Source organism: Raoultella sp. T31 (assembly GCF_002806725.1).
Taxonomy (GTDB): Bacteria; Pseudomonadota; Gammaproteobacteria; order Enterobacterales; family Enterobacteriaceae; genus Klebsiella; species Klebsiella electrica.
Map to the genome: position 1 here is coordinate 49,743 of NZ_PIBO01000029.1, position 18,587 is coordinate 68,329.

The following is an 18,587-nucleotide window of genomic DNA, read 5'->3' on the forward strand; positions in this document are numbered from 1 at the left end:
GGGTCCGCACGCGTCTTGCAGAGCAACGCGCGCGGCGGGGACAAGCAACCTATTTGACGAGCGCTTTAGTCATCTCCAGCAGTTGGCGAACGTCCGCCGGGCGGGTATTGCCGCTGGCTTTATCAATGATCGAGCTATAGATGTGCGGAATAATTTTGCTGACCCCCGCGTCGAGCGCGATCTGCAAAATTTCGCTGTAGTTTTCCAGATCGATGCCGCCGGTCGGCTCCAGCCAGAAATCATGGCGGGCGCAGGCCTGCGCCACGGCGACGAACTCATCGCGGTGTTTCAGGCCGCCCATCGGGAAGTATTTGATGGAGCTGCCGCCCATGTCCTTCAGCAGGGCGATGGCGGTTTCCAGCGGTACAATCCCGTCCGGCGCACCGCTGCTCAGCGGGCCGGTTGAGATCTTAACCCTACCCGGCGTGCCGGTCGGCGACACCAGGCCGTTGACCACGGTCTGGTTCTGCCCGAGCAGCGCGCGGCTGGCGCCGACGCCGGTGAACACCTGATTAACGTGCTGCGGCTGTACCTGACGCGAGATTTCGCTGACCATGGCCGACTGGTTCGGATCGCCCGCTCCCAGTCCTACCGAGAGTGCGTTATCAATCAGCTGCGCGTATTCACACATATCCGCCACCGCACTCGCCACGTCCGGATAGTTTTTGGAGAGCACGCCGACCAGGACGTGACCTTCCGCCGCCTCGTAGATCTCACGGGCGTTGTCTTTGCTGCCCGCCAGGACATTCAGGCATACCCGGTCGCGATAAAAGTTGGGGGTCAGTTTCATGCGTTTTTCTCCTTGTTCAGAACCTCGGCGATGCGACGAGAGACAATCTCCAGCTGCTGCGCGTTCACGCTGCGGACATCGGCTTCAATAATCCCTTCGTTGGCCTTATAGCCGCGGAAGTAAATGGCGTATTCGCCCTGTTTCAGCGCGTCCACCAGTTCGCCGGTAGCGATACCGGTCACGGCTTCATCAAATTTGATTTCGCTACGGGCGATATCACGGCCGGCGCTATCCCAGACCACGCGAGCGGTGACGCCATTAAGCGTATTCAGCTGGTTAAGGAACGGCGTCATTTTGGCGACCATCTCATCGCCGCTCTCTTTGCGCGCCAGCAAATAATGTTCAATCGCGCAGGTCAGGCCGAGGATCCCCTCTTTACCCACCTTCATCGCCCGGCCAATACCCGCCGACTGGCGTTTCACCCACTCAACGTACTGAGTTTTGCCCACCACCAGACCGCTGGTCGGCCCTTCAATCGCTTTCGCGCCGCTGTAAATCACCAGATCAGCACCGGCGCGGTAGTAGCATTGCAGGTCTTCTTCTGCCGCCGCATCGACGATCAGCGGCAGATTATGTTTACGCGCCACAACCACCGCTTGCTCTACGCTGAGCATGCTTTTCTGCACGCAGTGGTGAGATTTGATATACAGAATCGCCGCCGTACGCGGGGTAATCGCTGCCGCCAGTTGGTCAGCGGAACATTCGTTGGCGTAGCCCGCCTCCACCAGCTTGCCGCCGCCCAGCGCGACCATCGTGCCTACCGGCGCGCCGAAATTGACGTTGTGGCCTTTCGGCAGCACGATTTCGTTGTTCTCAACCGGCGTAACATGCAGGTTTTCCAGCAGCCAGTTGCTGTCTTTCACCAGCACCGCCGCCACCGACTGCGCAATCCCCGCCGAGGCGCAGGAGACGACGGTCGCCCCTTCCACATCCAGCAGCCGGGCAATGTATTCCCCGGTTTTGTTCACCAGGTCTTTCATTTCGAAGTAGTGATTCATGCCGCTCATCACCGCCTCCACCACTTCCGGGCGCGGGGTGGAGACGCCTAACGCCGTCATGCGACCGGAGGTGTTGATGACTTGCTTGAGATGGTATTTTTCAAAAATCGAAGGCATTTTCCGCGCTCCCTTGTTCGGTCAGATAGCCCTTGCCTGCGCGAATCGCGGCAAGCGGCACCAGAATTTTGTCAGCCTGCAGGCTCTCTTTTTCCGCGTCGACCAGCACCGTCGGCGCATGCTGCACGCTAAACAGCGTTAAATCGGCATCATAGCCCACGGCCAGCTGCCCTTTGCTCTTCAGGCGCAGCCCACCGGCGGCGTTCACGGTGACACAGTCAATGACCTGCGGCAGCGTCATGCCGATGGCGAGAAACTTCGACATCACCAGCGCCAGCGAGCGAACCGGGCCGTCAATACGGTTGCGGCAGTAAATATCGGAACTGATGCTGTGCGGCAGAATGCCCATCGCAATGGCCCGTCGGGCCACGTCAAAGCTGAAGCTGGCGGTACCGTGGCCGACATCAAGCCGTACGCCGCGCTGCAGGGCGCGGGTAATCGCGCTGCGCAGCTCGCCTCCCGGTGTCAGGATGCGGTTCGGTTTGCCGTTATAGCAGTGGGTAATGATGTCGCCTGCGCTGAGCCGCCCGGCGATGTCGTCGAGATTAGGCGGGTTGTTGCCGATATGCACCATCAGCGGCAGAAAGCCGTTTTCCCGCTGGATGGCTTTCGCTCGATCCAGCGGCGTAATCCCGTTCTCACCGACGACGCTGCTGCTCATGCGCGCCTTCAGGCCGACGATAAAGTCCGGGAGGCGTGTGACCGCCTGCTTCACCGCATCCGCGTCAATATGGGCCATATTGGCCAGCTCGTTCTGGGCAATCAGCCCGACACGGGAGATATTGAGCAGCGCATACACTTCGGTGGTGGCCTGGCGGGTCAACTGATAAAAGTCATCGACATCGTCCGCGCCGGTGCTCCCGGCATCGATAACGGTGGTGACACCGGTGGCGATACCGACGCTGTCCGGCTGGTCATGATAAATTGGCGACTTCGGGTAGCAGTGAACGTGGGAATCAATCCAGCCGGCGCTGACATAATAATTGCCATGCAGATCAACGATTTTACGCGCTGACGCGCTAATCTCGCCCAGCGCGGCAATTTTTCCGTCGTGGATGGCGATATCGGTCAGGGTATCGTCGACGAGGCGCGCACGGCGCAGGAGTAGATCAAACATACGTATCTCCTGTTAAGGCGGGCGCATACGCGCCCGTTGGTGTCACAGCGCTACCGGGAATAGCGAACCTAAAATCATGGCACCGAGGATGGCACCGCCAGTGATAGGCTTCTGCCAGATGTAAAACAGCAGCGCGCCGACCAAAGAACCGATACCGATAGGAATCGAGGCGGTCATGGCGCTGAGGATAATCAACGGCCCGAGGAAGCGGCCTGAGGCGTTACCGGCCCCCATCATCACATCGGCGCCGTAGGTGGAGTCGCTCTGATTGATGGTGAACTTACGCGCCAGAATGATGATGTAGCCAATCGCCAGGCCCAGCGCGAGACCGGTCGCCAGCGAGGCGGCAAAGTTCGCCACCGGAAAGACAACGCCAGCCCCGAGCAGCAGCGCCGGAACGCCAAGACCCACGCCGGTCTGAATGGCGCCGCCGATATCGAGGATCCCGACCAGCGAGCCTTCGATAATACGGGCGAAGAGGAAGCTGGCGCCAAACGCGGCCACCGCGCCATAAGCGCCGGTATCAATGCCCGCTTTCAGCATGGCCACGAAAGCCACTTCGTTAAACGCGCCGATACCGTAGAGGTAATACATGTGGGTCCCGGCGAAAACGCCGGAGGAGAGCAGACCAACAAAGATCGGAAACGACCAGTCGGCATACCAAAAACCTTTATTCTGTTCCATGTAGAGGCTCCTGTTATTTGCCGCTGAGCGAGTTGTGGATCAGATCCAACCAGTTCGGCACAGTCAGATGGAAGGATTGCAGTGTCTTAATGTCGAAGCCACGGAAGAAGGCGCTCAGGACAAACAGCGCGACAATGGCCGACATCATCACTTTGGTGACGCGGTTCCAGCCGCTCTCTTCTACGCCTTTACCGATCAAGATCCCCAGCACCAGGCCCGGTACGGCGTTACCCATGATAAGCTGCGCCGCGCCGCCGAAAATGGTGGCCCAGAAGCCCGATTTTTTACCGGCATCGATGGCCGCCAGCCAGAAGATTACCGGCATCACGGTGTTAACCAGCAGGTTGGCCGCCGGGACCAGCACCTTCACCGCGGTGACCTGCAGCGCTTCCGGTACGGAAGAGGCGGTCAGGTTTAAGAAGGCGACCACCAGCATGCCGATGATGCCGCAGGCAATCGCCATTTTCTTCGGATCGTGCAGCGTTTCGCCGACGTTACGGTTTTTCAACATCAATGCCGCGGCGCCCCAGTTCGGGATAATGCGGTGATCGACGTCCTGAGTGAATGAGCCCGCTGCAACGGAAGAGGCCCAGGCGTTAAAGAAGAATCCCAGACCAAAGGAGAAGTGGGAAGCCGGATCGCCTTCGCAGGAATTCAGCTCGCCCAGGGTACGAAACGCCCCCATCCCCTGAGTGGTAGGCGCATGAAACATGCGTGCCGCTCCGGCGCCCACTCCGACGCCGACCAGGCCGCCGATAATGAGCGATTTTATTAAAATTATCAGGAACATAGTTTAACCCTATGATTAAATTCAGGTTTGCGTGACGAAATCCACTTTCTCGACATCAATGGCCGTCACGTTGACGGTGACATCCAGCTCCACGCTGTAGCTCCGTCGTTCACGACGTAAAAAGAAGAACAGAAACGCTTCTTTACGCGTCGCTTCATGCGCACGAACAACCTTCACATCCTGTGGCTCAATACGCAGTAAGATATGCGATGAGGTTTTCATCACCGCTGCCTGTACATGGTTCAGGGCGTCGGCGAAGGCCCGTGCTTTGCTTTCGCCTTTCCCCTTCACGCTCACCGTGGTGGTGAATTGTTCTTTCATGCTTACGCGCCGTATTTCTTTTTCCAGGCTTCCACCAGGCGCTCGCCCAGCTCTTCTTTATCCATAAAGCCGAAACCCAGAACGTTGTAGCCTTCGTTGATAGCGGTCACGCCTTCATCAACGGAGCGCATGCCATATTTTGCCTTGTAGCCGTGCTTGTTCTGCGCGGTGATGGCGCCTGCGCCGCCGCTGCCGCAGAAGGAGATGCCGAAGGTGGCATTTTCTGCTTTCATCATGTCGCCCAGCTTCATATCGGCGGCAACCCCCGGTACAACAACCGCACGAGCACCGGCTTTTTCCGCGCCAGCGGCCACTTTTTGCCCTTTACCCAGGCGGTCGCCAATAACCACAGTAATCTGTTCCATTTTATTGCTCCTTACAGGTTGTCTTTTGCTACTTCGAAGTGGACCGACAGCAGCCAGGACTCTTCTTCTGGCAGGTTGCCGAATTCCGCGACCACTTCGCGGGCAAGCATCATTGAATCTTCTGAAATTTCTTCAAACAGGCTGGCATCCACTTCCGGCAGCGGCTCGCCGCTAATCGACCGGTGGGCCATCGCCCGCACGTGGGAGGTCAGCATCTGCTGCTGGACGGCGTTGGGGATGATATTGCGACGGCTTAACAGCGCATAAACCCGCGGCAGCATCTTCTCAGCCAGCAGCTCGGTTTGCTTTGCCTGTTCCCCTACGTCGTTTATTACCGCTCCGTTATTCACTAGTGTTACCCCGTTGATGTCTCTGAGGATAAAACTAGCGCCGGGAGGGAGGAGTTTGTAGCGAGTTGTTTTCCACTTCGAAGTGGAAAGGCGGACGGCTTGCGTGATCCATTGCACATAATCGGCGTGAAACTGATGAGAAGAGGATGTTTTGGGCGAAATCGCGTGATGAGCATCACAAGAAATCATGGCGCTGGCGGTTGCCGTTGCCTGAAGAAACGGAAAAGAAAAAGGAAAAAGTGTGATGCCAGCAGGGTTTTATCGTGGGGGGATGTGCAGGAGGCCTCGACAGCAGCCTCCTGCAACAGGCATTAGCGGTATTTCTGATGGTAGGTGTTACGGGTCGCTTTGAACCCTTCAGCGGCAGCCTGCGCCTCTTTCACTTTACCTTCTTCCGCCAGCTTCAGCGCACCGTCAATCTGACCAATCAGAATATCCAGACCGTGACGATAGTCTTTCATTTCCGCACTGTCCGCCGCTTTGCCTTCCAGCTTCTCCGGGGTCGCTTTCTGCGCATCCACGGCGGCGCCGCGCATCTTCGTCAATGCCGCTTTCAGTTCGCCGGCATCGGAGGTTTTCTGCACCACCTGCAGGTTTTTCGCGATGGTATCCATATCTTCGCCCAGCTCAGCGGCGAACGCCGAAACAGACCCCATAGTCAGGGCGGAGACAGCCAGCATTGCTAACAGTTTTTTACGCATTGCTCACATCCTTTTTTATTATTTAAGCAAACGGGCGCTGCAAGGAGCGCCCTTCTGTACAGGTTATTCTGCAAACTGCATCTTGAATAGTGGGGATAATCCGCAATTACTGTCCGGCGATTTTCATCTCAGGCAGCAGTACGGAACCGCACTGAATGTTGCTGCGCAGCTCGATATCGTCACCCACAGTGACAATATTACGCCACATATCTTTCAGATTTCCTGCGATGGTGATTTCGCTTACCGGATACTGAATCTCGCCATTCTCAACCCAGAAGCCAGAAGCGCCACGCGAATAATCGCCGGTCACGCCACTGACACCCTGGCCCATCAATTCGGTGACGACAAGTCCGGTGCCCATCTCTTTAAGCAACTTTTCAAAACTCAGGCCGCGGCCGTTAATCCGCCAGTTATGAATGCCGCCCGCATGCCCGGTGCTCTTCATCCCCAGCTTGCGCGCCGAGTAGTTGGTCAGCAGCCACTGCGTCAGCACGCCGTCTTTAATAATGTCACGACGTTGCGTGCGCACGCCTTCGCTGTCGAACGGCGTCGAGGCCAGCCCTTTCAGCAGATGCGGATGCTCTTCAATCGTCAGCCACTCCGGCAGAATCTGCTGGCCGAGGGAGTCGAGCAGGAACGTCGATTTGCGATAGACCGCGCCGCCGGCGATAGCGCCGACCAGGTGCCCAAACAGCCCGGTGGCCACTTCGTTGGCAAAGATAACCGGTGCTTTCATTGTCGCAAGTTTACGCGGCGCCAGGCGCGACAGGGTGCGGCGGGCACATTCGTCGCCGACCCACTCCGGGGTATGCAAATCCTCGAGCGCGCGGCCAATGGTGTAAGCGTAATCGCGCTCCATATCACCGTTCTCTTCCGCGATAACGCAGCTGGAGAGCGAATGGCGGGTTGAGCAGTAGCTTTGCAACATGCCGTGGCTGTTGCCGAACACTTTAATGCCGTAGTGGCTATTGAAGCTGCCGCCTTCGGTATTCGTAATGCGTTTATCCGCCTGCAGGGCGACCTGTTCCGCGCGGGCGGCCAGCTCGATCGCCTGATCCGGGGTCACTTCCGCCGGATGGAACAGGTCAAGATCCGGGGCGTCAAAGGCCAGCAGCTCTTTATCCGCCACGCCGGCAAACGGGTCCGGGGAGGTATAGCGGGCAATATCCAGCGCCGCCTGCACCGTGCGGGCAATCGCCTGCGGGCTCAGATCGGTTGAGGAGGCGCTTCCCTTGCGGTTCTGATGATAAACGGTGATGCCTAACGCACCATCGCTATTAAATTCTACGTTCTCCACCTCGCCGTAGCGGGTGCTGACGCTGATGCCGGTGGTTTTGCTGACGGAGACTTCCGCACCGTCTGATTTGCCTGCCGCCAGTTCCAGCGCCGTGGTCACGGCCTCTTCCAGCGTCTTGCGCTGTTGTGCAACTTGAGAGATGACTTTCATCGCTAATGCCATAATGTAGGAAGGTGTTAAGTGAAGTCTAACAGAGAACCGTTTTTCAGTGCGCGCCTTAACTGGTAACATTAGCCTCTTTTTTTAAGGAGCCTGAGATGACTAAGCAGCCCGATGACTGGCTCGACGACGTGCCCGGTGATGACGTTGAAGATGAAGACGATGAAATTATCTGGGTCAGTAAAAGTGAAATTAAACGTGACGCGGAAGAACTGAAGCGTCTTGGCGCTGAAATGGTTGAGCTGGGGAAAAACGCGCTGGATAAAATCCCGCTCGATAGCGACCTGCGCGACGCCATTGAACTGGCCCAGCGTATCAAGAAAGAGGGTCGCCGCCGCCAGATGCAGCTGATTGGTAAAATGCTGCGCAGCCGCGATGTCGATCCGATTCGCCAGGCGCTGGACAAGCTGAAGAACCGCCACAACCAGCAGGTTGCGCTGTTCCATAAGCTGGAAATGATTCGCGACCGCCTGATTGAAGAAGGCGATGATGCGGTACCGGAAGTGTTAAACCTGTGGCCCGACGCCGATCGTCAGCAGCTGCGTTCGCTTATCCGTAACGCCAAAAAAGAGAAAGAAGGCAACAAGCCGCCGAAATCCGCGCGTCTTATCTTCCAGTATCTGCGTGAACTGTCTGAAGGCGAAAGCTAACTCCGCGTTTGCCCGCCAGATTTTCCCGGAGGCGGCGCTGTGCGCCTGTCCGGGCTACCGGATAACGCTGTACCTGTAGCCCGGCAAGCGATAGCCTCGCCGGGAATATCCGCTCTCTACGCGCTCCCCCACCTTCATTCCTGATTCCTCATTCCTGTTTCCTGATTCCCGCCCTGCCGTGCGCCCGCTCTTTATGAGTCGACAAAAAAAGCTGAATCGTTAAAGCTAATAACGTTTAAATTCACATTTTTAAATGTATGATTAATTGCTTGTTGCTTATAAAAAGCGATCTTTATCGCATTTAAAAGTTTAAAAATGCGCATTTACTCACCAGGTGAGGCACTTCACATTTTCATCAACCGCTTACAATTAGATTCCCTTCATTATCAACACAATCGATTCAGCAAAAAGGGATGAAAAATGAAAAAAGTATTCGCTTTAACGGCAATCGCGATGATGATTTCAGGGCCTGTTGCAGCAAAAACCTGGGTGCTGACAAGCGCTGAAAACGGCACAGATAAAGGAAACTGGCAAATAGACAGCGATCAGCTGAAGATAAAAGATCATAACTTCAGCATCGAGCAAAAAGTCCTCCACGGCGGCAAACAGGAAGGCAGTAAAATTCTCGTCATCCGCAGTAAAGATGGCCTGACCATTACCCTCAGCCCGACCCGTGGTATGAATCTGCTGAAAATTGAAGGCTTCGGCACGCGAATGGGCTGGGATTCACCGGTGAAAGAGGTGGTCAACCCGGCCTTTATCAACCTCGAAAGCCGGAACGGCCTGGGCTGGCTGGAAGGTTTCAATGAAATGATGGTCCGCTGCGGCTACGAATGGACCGGCCACCCGGTGACCGCCGATGGACAGATTTATACTCTGCATGGCAAAGCCGGCAACACGCCAGCATCGCAAGTGGAAGTCGAGGTTGCCGATACCGCGCCATATGAAATTCGTATCCGTGGGCTGGTGAAGGAGAGTACCTTCAAGAAAGCTGATTTGCAGACCATGACCGAGTTGCGCTATGTCCCCGGCAGCAACAGCTTCAGCCTGCATGATGTCTTAACCAACCACGCGGATTACCCGCATGACTACCAGATCATTTATCACAGCAATTTCGGGAAACCGATTCTGGAAGAGGGGGCACGTTTTCTGGCCCCCATGTCCAGCATCAGTCCGTTCAACGACTACGCTAAAGCGGGTTTGAAAACCTGGCAAACCTACGCCGGTCCGACCAAAGGTTTCGACGAGATGGTATTCAATATTCAGCCGCTGGCAGATAGCAACCACCAGACGCTGGCCGCCGTGGTCAACAAGGCGGGAGATAAAGGGGCATCTATCCAGTTCGATACCCGCCAGCTGCCGGTACTGACGCTGTGGAAAAATACCGATACCGAAAAACAGGGCTATGTCACCGGTATTGAGCCGGGCACCAGCTATGCCTATCCGGTCACCATTGAGCGCGAACAAAAACGCGTGAAGCAGCTTCAGCCAGGGGCCAGCACGCAGTTTGACCTGACCTATACGCTGCTGCACAGCAGCGAACAGGTTGCCGACGTTGAGAAGAAAATTGCGGCAATTCAGGGCGATACGAAAGTGGAGGAAAACGAAACGCCGATCGCGAAGGAGTAATTTAACGCGCTAAGCCTTCCCGGGTTGCGGCGTCAGCGCCCGACCCGGGCGACAAAACCAGGCCGCGCTGACCCATAGCCCGGCCAGCGTAGCCCCCAGGGCGAAGAGTTATCTGGACGCCTCTGCCTTTTTCGCCAGCTTATCCAGCAGCTTCTGGTGAATGCCGCCAAAACCGCCGTTGCTCATCACCAGGATATGATCGCCCGGGTGCGCGGTTTTCACCACCATATCGGCCAGCGTATCAACATCGGCACTCCAGTACGCCGGCTGCACGCAGGCGTCCGCCACTTCCGCCACCTGCCACGGAATGTGCTGCGGCTGGAGCAAGAACACTTCGTCGGCACGGCCCAGGGACGGCGCCAGATCGTCTTTGCAGACACCCATTTTCATGGTGTTCGAGCGCGGCTCAAGCACCGCAAGAATGCGGGCAGTACCACCGACTTTACCGCGTAGCGCCTGCAGAGTCGCGAGGATCGCCGTCGGATGGTGGGCGAAATCGTCATACACGGTGACGCCGTTGGCTTCGCCGCGCAGCTCAAGGCGGCGGCGGGCGTTGATAAAGCCGCCCAGCGCATTAGCGGCATCGGCCGGCAGCACGCCAACATGACGCGCCGCGGCAATCGCCATCAGGCCGTTATGCATGTTGTGTTCGCCGACCAGCTCCCACTTCACTTCCCCGACCTTCTCGCCGTCCAGCCAGACTTCCCACTGCGAGGCATCGGTGTTCAGCTTCTTCGCCTGCCAGTGGCCCTGCTCGCCCACCAGCTCCTGTTCGCTCCAGCAGCCCATCGCCATCGTCTGTTTCAGATTGATGTCGTTTTCCGGCAGGATAATTTTACCTTTGCCCGGCACAATACGTACCAGATGATGGAACTGTTTCTGAATGGCTTTCAGGTCGTCAAAGATATCCGCGTGATCGAACTCAAGGTTATTGAGGATCAGCGTACGCGGGCAGTAGTGGACAAATTTGGAACGCTTATCGAAGAAGGCGCAGTCATACTCATCGGCTTCGATAACAAAGAACGGGCTGCCGCCCAGACGCGCGGAGACATCAAAATTGCCCGGGACGCCGCCGATCACAAAACCGGGCTGATAGCCGCAGGCTTCGAGGATCCAGGTAGCCATTCCGGCGGTCGTCGTCTTACCATGGGTCCCCGCCACGGCCAGTACCCAGCGGTCGCGCAGGACAAAATCATGCAGCCACTGCGGGCCGGACATATACGGAATATTGTTTTCCAGCACCGCTTCGACGCACGGATTGCCGCGAGTCATCGCATTACCGATGATCACCAGATCCGGCCGCGGTTCCAGCTGGCTGGCATCATAGCCCTGAATTAAATCGATTCCCTGGTTTTCCAGCAGGGTACTCATTGGCGGATAGACGTTAGCATCCGACCCCGTTACCTCATGACCGAGGGAACGCGCCAGCATTGCCAGCCCCCCCATAAACGTGCCACAGATACCTAAAATATGAATGCGCATTCGTCCCTTCCCTCTTTAATCTGCTATACATTTTACCCGTATGTATGCATCAGAGAAATGTATTTCAGGTTAATCCGTTTTTTGCTGGTGCGATTCACCTGTGCGATTTTTTTTTATTCTTTGTTAAGATTGTTGCGTTCGTTTTACTTCACATAAACATGCAGGGAACGGGTTATGAAAACGCTAGGTGAATTTATTGTCGAAAAGCAACACGAGTTTTCCCACGCAACCGGCGAACTTACTGCTTTGTTGTCGGCGATAAAGTTAGGCGCCAAGATCATCCACCGCGATATCAATAAGGCCGGTCTGGTCGATATCCTGGGTGCCAGCGGTGCTGAAAACGTCCAGGGTGAGGTACAGCAAAAACTCGACCTGTTCGCCAATGAAAAATTGAAAGCTGCACTGCGAGCGCGCGATATCGTGGCTGGGATCGCCTCTGAAGAAGAAGATGAGATCGTTGTCTTTGAAGGCTATGAACACGCGAAATACGTGGTGCTCATGGACCCTCTGGATGGCTCCTCTAACATCGACGTTAACGTCTCCGTCGGGACTATCTTCTCCATCTACCGTCGCATAACTCCGGTTGGAACACCGGTCACCGTTGAAGATTTCCTGCAACCGGGCAGTCAGCAGGTCGCGGCAGGCTATGTCGTTTATGGCTCTTCCACCATGCTGGTCTATACCACCGGCTGCGGCGTGCACGCCTTCACCTACGATCCTTCTCTTGGCGTTTTCTGCCTCTCTCAGGAGCGCATGCGCTTCCCGGAGAAAGGCAACACCTACTCCATTAACGAAGGTAACTACATCAAGTTCCCGCTGGGGGTGAAGAAGTACATTAAGTACTGTCAGGAAGAAGATACCGCAACCCAGCGTCCGTACACCTCGCGCTATATCGGTTCTCTGGTGGCGGATTTTCACCGCAACCTGCTGAAAGGCGGCATCTATCTGTATCCGAGCACCGCCAGCCATCCGGACGGTAAGCTGCGCCTGCTGTACGAATGCAACCCGATGGCGTTCCTCGCCGAACAGGCGGGCGGTAAAGCCAGCGACGGTAAAGAGCGTATTCTCGATATCATCCCGACCAGCCTGCACCAGCGTCGTTCTTTCTTCGTCGGCAACAACCATATGGTTGAAGACGTCGAGAACTTCATTAAAGAGTTCCCGGACGCGTAACGCCTCCCTTCCCCTCCCGCCCGGGAGGGGAATTTTCCGCTAACGATACGCCGTTCCGCTGACCCGGGTAACCGGTGAGTTCTGTCGGTTTTCCCACAGCACCGTCAGACCCCGCTGCAACGCGATAAAAACAAACAGCAAAATCCCGATGGCAATTTTTGTCCACCACGAACTCAGGGTCCCGTCGAAGTTAATGTAGGTCTGAATCAGCCCCTGAATCGCTACCCCGAACAAGGTGCCGAGCACCGTCCCGACGCCGCCGCTCAACAGCGTGCCGCCAATGACCACCGATGCAATCGCATCCAGCTCAACGCCAACGCCGGCAAGGGCATACCCGGCCTGGGTATAGACAGAAAACACAATCCCCGCCAGCGTCGCCAGCCCGGTAGACAGCATATAAATACGAATGGTGGTCCCGCGCGTTGAAATCCCCATCAGGTTTGCCGAAACGGCGCTGCCGCCAATGGCGTACACCTGGTTGCCGAAGCGGGTGCGATGGGCCATAAAGATACCCGCCACCACCACCAGCAACATCAGCAGCCCCATCGCGCTCAGACGCCCGCCGCCAGGAATCGTCCACGCCAGCCCGGAGAGAGTGTCGTACACCGGGTGATCGATAGGAATCGACTCTTCGGACACCAGATAGCTGACGCCGCGCAGAAAGAACATCCCGGCGAGAGTAATAATAAACGCCGGGATTTTCAGCGCATCGATAAACCAGCCCATCAGCGCGCCAAACGCGCAGCCCATCGCCAGCACCAGCGGGAACGCCAGCAGCGGATCGATGCCCCAGGCGCCAATGGCCTTCGCCAGGAACACGCCGGTAAAGGCGATCACCGACCCGACCGAAAGATCGATCCCGCCGGAGAGGATCACAAAGGTCATCCCGACGGCAATGATGCCCAGAAAGGCGTTGTCGGTCAGAATGTTGCAAATCACCCGCGTCGAAGCAAAGCCGGGAAACTGGGTCAGGCAGTACAGATAGCCCAGCACAAAGACGGCCAGGGTTATCATCAACGGTAAATTACGTTTTATCATGGCCGCGTACTCCTTTCAGTAAGCCAATAAAGCGCGGCGACTGGACGATCAGTACGCACAGCACCACCACCGCCTTCACCACCTGATTCATCTCCGGCGGGAAGCCCGACAGCAGGATCCCGGTATTCATCCCCTGAATGATCAGGGCCCCGACCACCGAAAGTAGCAGGTTAAAGCGCCCGCCCATCAGCGATCCGCCGCCGATCACCACCGCCAGGATGGCGTCCAGCTCCAGCCACAGCCCGGCGTTATTGGCATCGGCGCCGCGAATATCCGCCGCCACGATAATCCCGGCAATGGCCGCGCAGATACCGCTCAGCACATAGGCCAGCATCACCACAATCCGGGTATTCACCCCGGCGTTTTTCGCCGCGCGGATGTTGATCCCCACAGCTTCGATAAACATCCCCAGCGCCGTCTTGCGGGTAAAAAGCCAGAACAGCAGGAGCGTCGCAGCGGCAATCAGCACCGGCGTTGGAAACAGCAGCAGCGAACCGCTGCCGAGCCAGGCCAGGTGCGGCGAATCGAAGGTCACGATCTGCCCGGAGGTGATCAGCTGCGCGACGCCGCGCCCGGCGACCATCAGAATCAGCGTGGCCACAAAAGGCTGGATCTTCAGGATAGCCACCAGAATCCCGTTCCATAAGCCCGCCAGCGCCCCCGCCGCCAGCGAAGCCAGCAGCACTACCGGCAGACTGTGTCCGGCAACGGTCATCGAGGCCGCCGTCGCGCCGGCAATCGCCATCACCGCACCAACCGACAGGTCGATTCCGCCGGTGGCAATGACCAGCGTCATGCCTATCGCCAGCAGCGCCACCGGCGCCGCGCGGTTGAGAATATCAATCGGGCTGCCGAACAGGCGCCCGTCCTGTAACACAATCTGAAAGAAGTGCGGCGCCACAAAGCTATCCACCACCAGCACGAGGATCAGGGCGATAATTTGCGGCATACCTTTTGGCCAGTTGAAGCGCCGCTTTGGCTGGCCAGTTTGTGGAACTGATCGGGGCATCATGGGTTACTCCTTATGCCGCAATAGCGTTCATGATTGCCGGGACAGAAAGCTCGGCTAGCGGGATCTCCGCTACCTGCTTACGATCGCGCATGATAATTACCCGGTCGGCATAGCCCACCAGCTCCTCCAGTTCCGAGGAGATAACCAGCAGCGCCAGACCATCGGCGCACAGAGTTTCAATCAGGCGGATAATCTCCGCATGCGCGCCAACGTCAATCCCGCGCGTCGGTTCATCGAGGATCAGGAACTGCGGTTTGGTCAGCAGCCAGCGGGAGAGCAGCACCTTCTGCTGGTTGCCGCCGGAGAGAAATTCGATCGGCTGTTCGGCGCTGGGAGTGCGAATACCGAGCTGGCGGATAAAGCGATCGGCAATGTCATTTTGCTCGCGTCGCGGAATCGGCCGCAGCCAGCCGCGCTGGGCCTGTAGTGCGAGGACGATATTTTCCCGCACCGATGCCGCGGCGATAATCCCGTCGGTTTTACGATCCTCAGGGCAAAAGCCAATGCCCAGGCATGAAGCCTGGTGCGGAGAACGCAGCCCCTGCGCTTTACCTTTGATCCACGCGGTGCCGCTGTCTGCCGGTTTGATGCCGAAAATGACCTCGGCGGTTTCCGTGCGTCCGGAGCCGAGCAGCCCCGCCAGACCGACTATCTCGCCGGGGCGAACCTGGAGGTTAAACGGCGCGATAACGCCTTTCTTGCCAAAACCCTCAAAGGCGGCGACCGGTTTGTCGCTCAGTAAAGTCCGGCCCGCGCGATGCAGGGCATCATGCTCCAGCTCACGGCCAAGCATCATCTTCACCAGTTCGATCTGCGGCAGTTCGCGGGTTTCCCGACAGCCGACAAAACCACCGTTGCGCAGAACGGTAATCCGGTCGCTGACGGCATACACCTGATCGAGGAAGTGGGTGACAAAAATCAGACTGACGCCTTCATCGCGCAGCCGACGCATCAGGGTGAAGAGCATCTCCACTTCCTGGGTATCCAGGCTGGCGGTAGGCTCATCAAGAATTAACACTTTTGCGGACAGGTCGATGGCCCGACAAATAGCGACGATCTGCTGCATCGCCACCGAAAAGCGGTTCAGCGGTTCGCGGACGTCGAGGGAAAAACCGTAGGACTCCATCAGCGCGGTGGCGCGCTTTTCCATCTCTTTGCGCCGCAGCAGGCCAAAACGGCGGGGTTCGCGGCCGATAAACAGATTGTCCGCCACCGACATGTTCGGCAGCAGGTTAACCTCCTGATAAACCGTCCCGATGCCCAGCTGCTGGGCATGAGCGGTATTCTTCGGCGATATTTCCTGCCCCTCCAGCCAGATAGCCCCGCGATCGGCGTGATAAACGCCGGTAAGGGCTTTAATCAGTGTGGATTTACCCGCTCCGTTTTCGCCCAGCAGCGCCATGATTTCACCACGCCGCAGGCTGAAATTGACGTTATCCAGCGCCTTCACACCGGGGAAAAATTTGCTCAGTCCCTCGGTACGCAGGATCTCCTGGTGTGCTTCGCCGTTCATGATGTCCCCCTCCCCTAATCCTCTCCCCACAGGGGGAGAGGGAATGCAACCTTGCGGTCTGATAACCCTCCCCCTCCGGAGAGAGGGTTAATTCACTCAGTAGCCCATGTTTTTCTTCTTCTCGAGCTCTTCTTTCGCCGTATCCGGTAAATAAAGCGTCGATTTGGTAATGGTCAGTTTTTCAGGCAACGTGCCGTCTTTCTTATATTTTTCCAGCGCATCAAACGCAGGACCCGCCATGTTCGGCGTCAATTCAACGCTGGCATTCGCTTCTCCGGCGATCATGGCTTTATAGATATCCGGTACGCCATCAATCGAACCGGTCAGGATATCTTTGCCTGGCTTCAGCCCGGCTTCTTTAATCGCCTGAATGGCGCCAATCACCATGTCATCGTTATGGGCGTAGACCATACAGATGTTCTTGCCGTTGTTTTCAGCTTTGATAAAGCTCTCCATCACCTCTTTGCCTTTACTGCGGGTAAAGTCGCCAGACTGAGAGCGGATAATTTTGATATTTGGGGCTTTGGCAATGGCGTCAGCGAAGCCTTTCTTCCGGTCAATCGCCACGCTCGCCCCAACGGTGCCCTGCAGCTCAACCACGTTACACGGCTTGCCGTCGACGGTTTTCACCAGCCAGTCACCAATCAACTGACCTTCCAGCACGTTGTTGGCGGTGACGGTAGTCATGTAGAGATCTTTGTCTTTCACATCAATCGAGCGGTCGAGCAGAAATACCGGAATTTTGGCCTCTTTGGCCTCTTTCAACACCGGTTCCCAGCCGGTCGCGACAACCGGGGCGATAAAGATGGCGTCGACGCCCTGGGCGATAAAGGAGCGGACGGCTTTAATCTGGTTTTCCTGTTTTTGCTGGCCGTCGGCAATCTTCAGAGTGATTCCGCGTTTCGCGGCCTCCTCCTTCGCAACGTTGGTTTCGGCCGCACGCCAGCCGGATTCAGATCCGACCTGCGAAAATCCTACGGTCAGAGGGGCAGCCATTGCCATAGACGACATAGCTGCGGAAACTGCTGTGACAAGAAGTAAGCGCTTCCACATAAAAAGGTCCTCGTCGGGTTGCTTTGGGTTAAATCGTCATCTGCGGACAAACTATAGACAACTCGTGATGTAACTGAATGCGTTACATCACACTTCGAAAAAGTAAATTAAATGTTAATTACCACGATTTAATCCAGCTGAGAGCAGATAAGGCTTCCCGTAGCTCGCGTCTGCCGACGCATGAGGTGAAATTTTTCGCATGTTGAGAAATCAAACAGATGCAATGTAAACGGTTACATTGTTTTATTCAGGATGTGGCTATGTTTATGGATTTTCAGGTTGTTTTTCGAAGGTAAATTCTGAGTGATTAGCGGCGGGCAAAATGAAAAGAAGCGAAGACATTCGATGCGAGTTGGCTATAATACCAGGCACTTGTTTGCCATACATTTTAAAGGAAACAGACATGAGCTTACTCAACGTACCTGCGGGTAAAGATCTGCCGGAAGATATCTACGTCGTGATCGAGATCCCGGCTAACGCAGACCCAATCAAATACGAAGTCGACAAAGAGAGCGGCGCGCTGTTCGTTGATCGCTTCATGTCCACTGCGATGTTCTATCCGTGCAACTACGGCTATATCAACCACACCCTGTCTCTGGACGGCGACCCGGTTGATGTACTGGTCCCGACGCCGTATCCGCTGGAGCCAGGCTCTGTGATCCGCTGCCGTCCGGTTGGCGTACTGAAGATGACCGACGAATCCGGTGAAGATGCGAAACTGGTTGCCGTACCGCACACCAAGCTGAGCAAAGAGTACGATCACATCAAAGATGTGAACGACCTGCCGGAACTGCTGAAAGCACAGATCACCCACTTCTTCGAGCACTACAAAGACCTGGAAAAAGGCAAATGGGTGAAAGTTGACGGTTGGGACAATGCTGAAGCGGCTAAAGCTGAAATCATTGCTTCCTTCGAGCGCGCTAAGAAGTAATTCTGCCGCACTCAGATTATCGAAAACACCGCCTCAAGGCGGTGTTTTTGCTTATGGCCCGGAGCCATCTCCCGGGTGGCGGCTAACGCCTTACCCGGGCTACAACTCCCCCGCAGGCGATACGCCAGGTGAAAATCCCCAACACCGCACCCACCCGTAGCCCCGGTAAGCGCAGCGCCACCGGGGAACAAACGACGCCAGTGCCACAGGCCCCCCGCAGGCGATGCGCCAGGCGATAAAGCCAGACACCGCACCCACGTAGCCCCGGTAAGCGCAGCGCCACCGGGGAACAAACAACGCCAGTGCCACCGGGGAGCAAACGATGCCAGTGCCACAGGCCCCCCGCGGGCAATATGCCAGGCGATCAAGCCAGACATCGCACCCACGTAGCCCCGGTAAGCACAGCGCCACCGGGGA

At 56.6% G+C, this 18,587-nt stretch carries 20 protein-coding genes; 4 read left to right on the forward strand and 16 right to left on the reverse strand.

Annotated elements, in window-relative coordinates; genetic code table 11:
- Positions 1–49 precede the first annotated feature (49 nt).
- From dagF to pmbA, 10 genes are all read right to left on the reverse strand, one after another.
- Positions 50–790, reverse strand: a complete 741-nt coding sequence (gene dagF, locus CWM52_RS18115) for a 2-dehydro-3-deoxy-phosphogluconate aldolase (RefSeq protein ID WP_100685378.1) — start codon at positions 788–790, stop codon at positions 50–52.
- Positions 787–1,905, reverse strand: coding sequence for a DgaE family pyridoxal phosphate-dependent ammonia lyase (locus CWM52_RS18120; RefSeq protein ID WP_100685379.1), 1,119 nt, complete (start codon positions 1,903–1,905; stop codon positions 787–789). The genes dagF and CWM52_RS18120 overlap by 4 nt, the downstream gene beginning before the upstream one ends.
- Complete coding sequence (locus tag CWM52_RS18125; protein WP_100685380.1) at positions 1,889–3,022, reverse strand: amidohydrolase/deacetylase family metallohydrolase; 1,134 nt, start codon at positions 3,020–3,022, stop codon at positions 1,889–1,891. The genes CWM52_RS18120 and CWM52_RS18125 overlap by 17 nt, the downstream gene beginning before the upstream one ends.
- Before the next feature lie 42 nt (positions 3,023–3,064).
- Positions 3,065–3,706, reverse strand: a complete 642-nt coding sequence (locus tag CWM52_RS18130; protein ID WP_100685381.1) for a DUF4310 family protein — start codon at positions 3,704–3,706, stop codon at positions 3,065–3,067.
- A 13-nt stretch (positions 3,707–3,719) separates the two neighbouring features.
- The gene (locus tag CWM52_RS18135; protein WP_100685382.1) at positions 3,720–4,496 is read right to left on the reverse strand and encodes a DUF4311 domain-containing protein; all 777 of its coding nucleotides are present in this window, start codon (positions 4,494–4,496) and stop codon (positions 3,720–3,722) included.
- 21 nt (positions 4,497–4,517) lie between these two features.
- Entirely contained in the window at positions 4,518–4,817 is a 300-nt protein-coding gene (locus CWM52_RS18140; RefSeq protein WP_100685383.1) for a DUF4312 family protein, read from the reverse strand.
- Positions 4,818–4,819: 2 nt separating this feature from the next.
- On the reverse strand, positions 4,820–5,182 hold the full coding sequence (locus CWM52_RS18145; RefSeq protein ID WP_004098072.1) for an SFCGS family glycine-rich protein: 363 nt from the start codon (positions 5,180–5,182) through the stop codon (positions 4,820–4,822).
- An 11-nt stretch (positions 5,183–5,193) separates the two neighbouring features.
- Positions 5,194–5,532 carry a glycine dehydrogenase gene (locus tag CWM52_RS18150; protein WP_100685384.1) on the reverse strand — a complete coding sequence of 113 codons (339 nt, stop codon included), beginning with the start codon at positions 5,530–5,532 and terminating at the stop codon, positions 5,194–5,196.
- Positions 5,533–5,843: 311 nt separating this feature from the next.
- Complete coding sequence (gene cybC / locus CWM52_RS18155) at positions 5,844–6,233, reverse strand: cytochrome b562 (RefSeq protein ID WP_100685385.1); 390 nt, start codon at positions 6,231–6,233, stop codon at positions 5,844–5,846.
- A gap of 106 nt (positions 6,234–6,339) precedes the next feature.
- Positions 6,340–7,692 (reverse strand): metalloprotease PmbA, encoded by a 1,353-nt coding sequence (pmbA, locus tag CWM52_RS18160; RefSeq protein WP_100685386.1) that lies wholly within the window; start codon positions 7,690–7,692, stop codon positions 6,340–6,342.
- 95 nt (positions 7,693–7,787) lie between these two features.
- Here pmbA and yjgA point away from each other — a divergent pair, with 95 nt between their 5' ends.
- Positions 7,788–8,339 carry a ribosome biogenesis factor YjgA gene (gene yjgA, locus CWM52_RS18165; protein WP_100685387.1) on the forward strand — a complete coding sequence of 184 codons (552 nt, stop codon included), beginning with the start codon at positions 7,788–7,790 and terminating at the stop codon, positions 8,337–8,339.
- Positions 8,340–8,759: 420 nt separating this feature from the next.
- Positions 8,760–9,968, forward strand: coding sequence for an aldose 1-epimerase family protein (locus CWM52_RS18170; protein WP_100685388.1), 1,209 nt, complete (start codon positions 8,760–8,762; stop codon positions 9,966–9,968).
- A 108-nt stretch (positions 9,969–10,076) separates the two neighbouring features.
- Here the strand turns inward: CWM52_RS18170 and mpl are convergent, their stop codons facing one another.
- Entirely contained in the window at positions 10,077–11,450 is a 1,374-nt protein-coding gene (gene mpl / locus CWM52_RS18175; RefSeq protein WP_100685389.1) for a UDP-N-acetylmuramate:L-alanyl-gamma-D-glutamyl-meso-diaminopimelate ligase, read from the reverse strand.
- Positions 11,451–11,624: 174 nt separating this feature from the next.
- Here mpl and fbp point away from each other — a divergent pair, with 174 nt between their 5' ends.
- Complete coding sequence (gene fbp, locus CWM52_RS18180; RefSeq protein ID WP_100685390.1) at positions 11,625–12,623, forward strand: class 1 fructose-bisphosphatase; 999 nt, start codon at positions 11,625–11,627, stop codon at positions 12,621–12,623.
- A gap of 39 nt (positions 12,624–12,662) precedes the next feature.
- Here fbp and yjfF read toward each other — a convergent pair whose 3' ends face one another.
- The 4 genes from yjfF to ytfQ form a co-directional block, all read right to left on the reverse strand.
- Positions 12,663–13,661, reverse strand: a complete 999-nt coding sequence (gene yjfF / locus CWM52_RS18185) for a galactofuranose ABC transporter, permease protein YjfF (protein WP_100685391.1) — start codon at positions 13,659–13,661, stop codon at positions 12,663–12,665.
- Positions 13,648–14,673 carry a galactofuranose ABC transporter, ATP-binding protein YtfT gene (ytfT, locus tag CWM52_RS18190; RefSeq protein WP_100685392.1) on the reverse strand — a complete coding sequence of 342 codons (1,026 nt, stop codon included), beginning with the start codon at positions 14,671–14,673 and terminating at the stop codon, positions 13,648–13,650. The genes yjfF and ytfT overlap by 14 nt, the downstream gene beginning before the upstream one ends.
- A 10-nt stretch (positions 14,674–14,683) precedes the next feature.
- Positions 14,684–16,186: a galactofuranose ABC transporter, ATP-binding protein YtfR gene (gene ytfR / locus CWM52_RS18195; protein ID WP_100685393.1), complete on the reverse strand. Its 1,503-nt coding sequence runs from the start codon at positions 16,184–16,186 to the stop codon at positions 14,684–14,686.
- 96 nt (positions 16,187–16,282) lie between these two features.
- Entirely contained in the window at positions 16,283–17,239 is a 957-nt protein-coding gene (gene ytfQ / locus CWM52_RS18200) for a galactofuranose ABC transporter, galactofuranose-binding protein YtfQ (protein WP_100685394.1), read from the reverse strand.
- 403 nt (positions 17,240–17,642) lie between these two features.
- Between ytfQ and ppa the strand changes: the two genes are divergently transcribed.
- Positions 17,643–18,170 carry an inorganic diphosphatase gene (ppa, locus tag CWM52_RS18205; protein ID WP_004857176.1) on the forward strand — a complete coding sequence of 176 codons (528 nt, stop codon included), beginning with the start codon at positions 17,643–17,645 and terminating at the stop codon, positions 18,168–18,170.
- Positions 18,171–18,181: 11 nt separating this feature from the next.
- Here the strand turns inward: ppa and CWM52_RS26530 are convergent.
- Positions 18,182–18,587: hypothetical protein (locus tag CWM52_RS26530; protein WP_206057724.1), on the reverse strand; the 406-nt coding region annotated here is incomplete at its 5' end.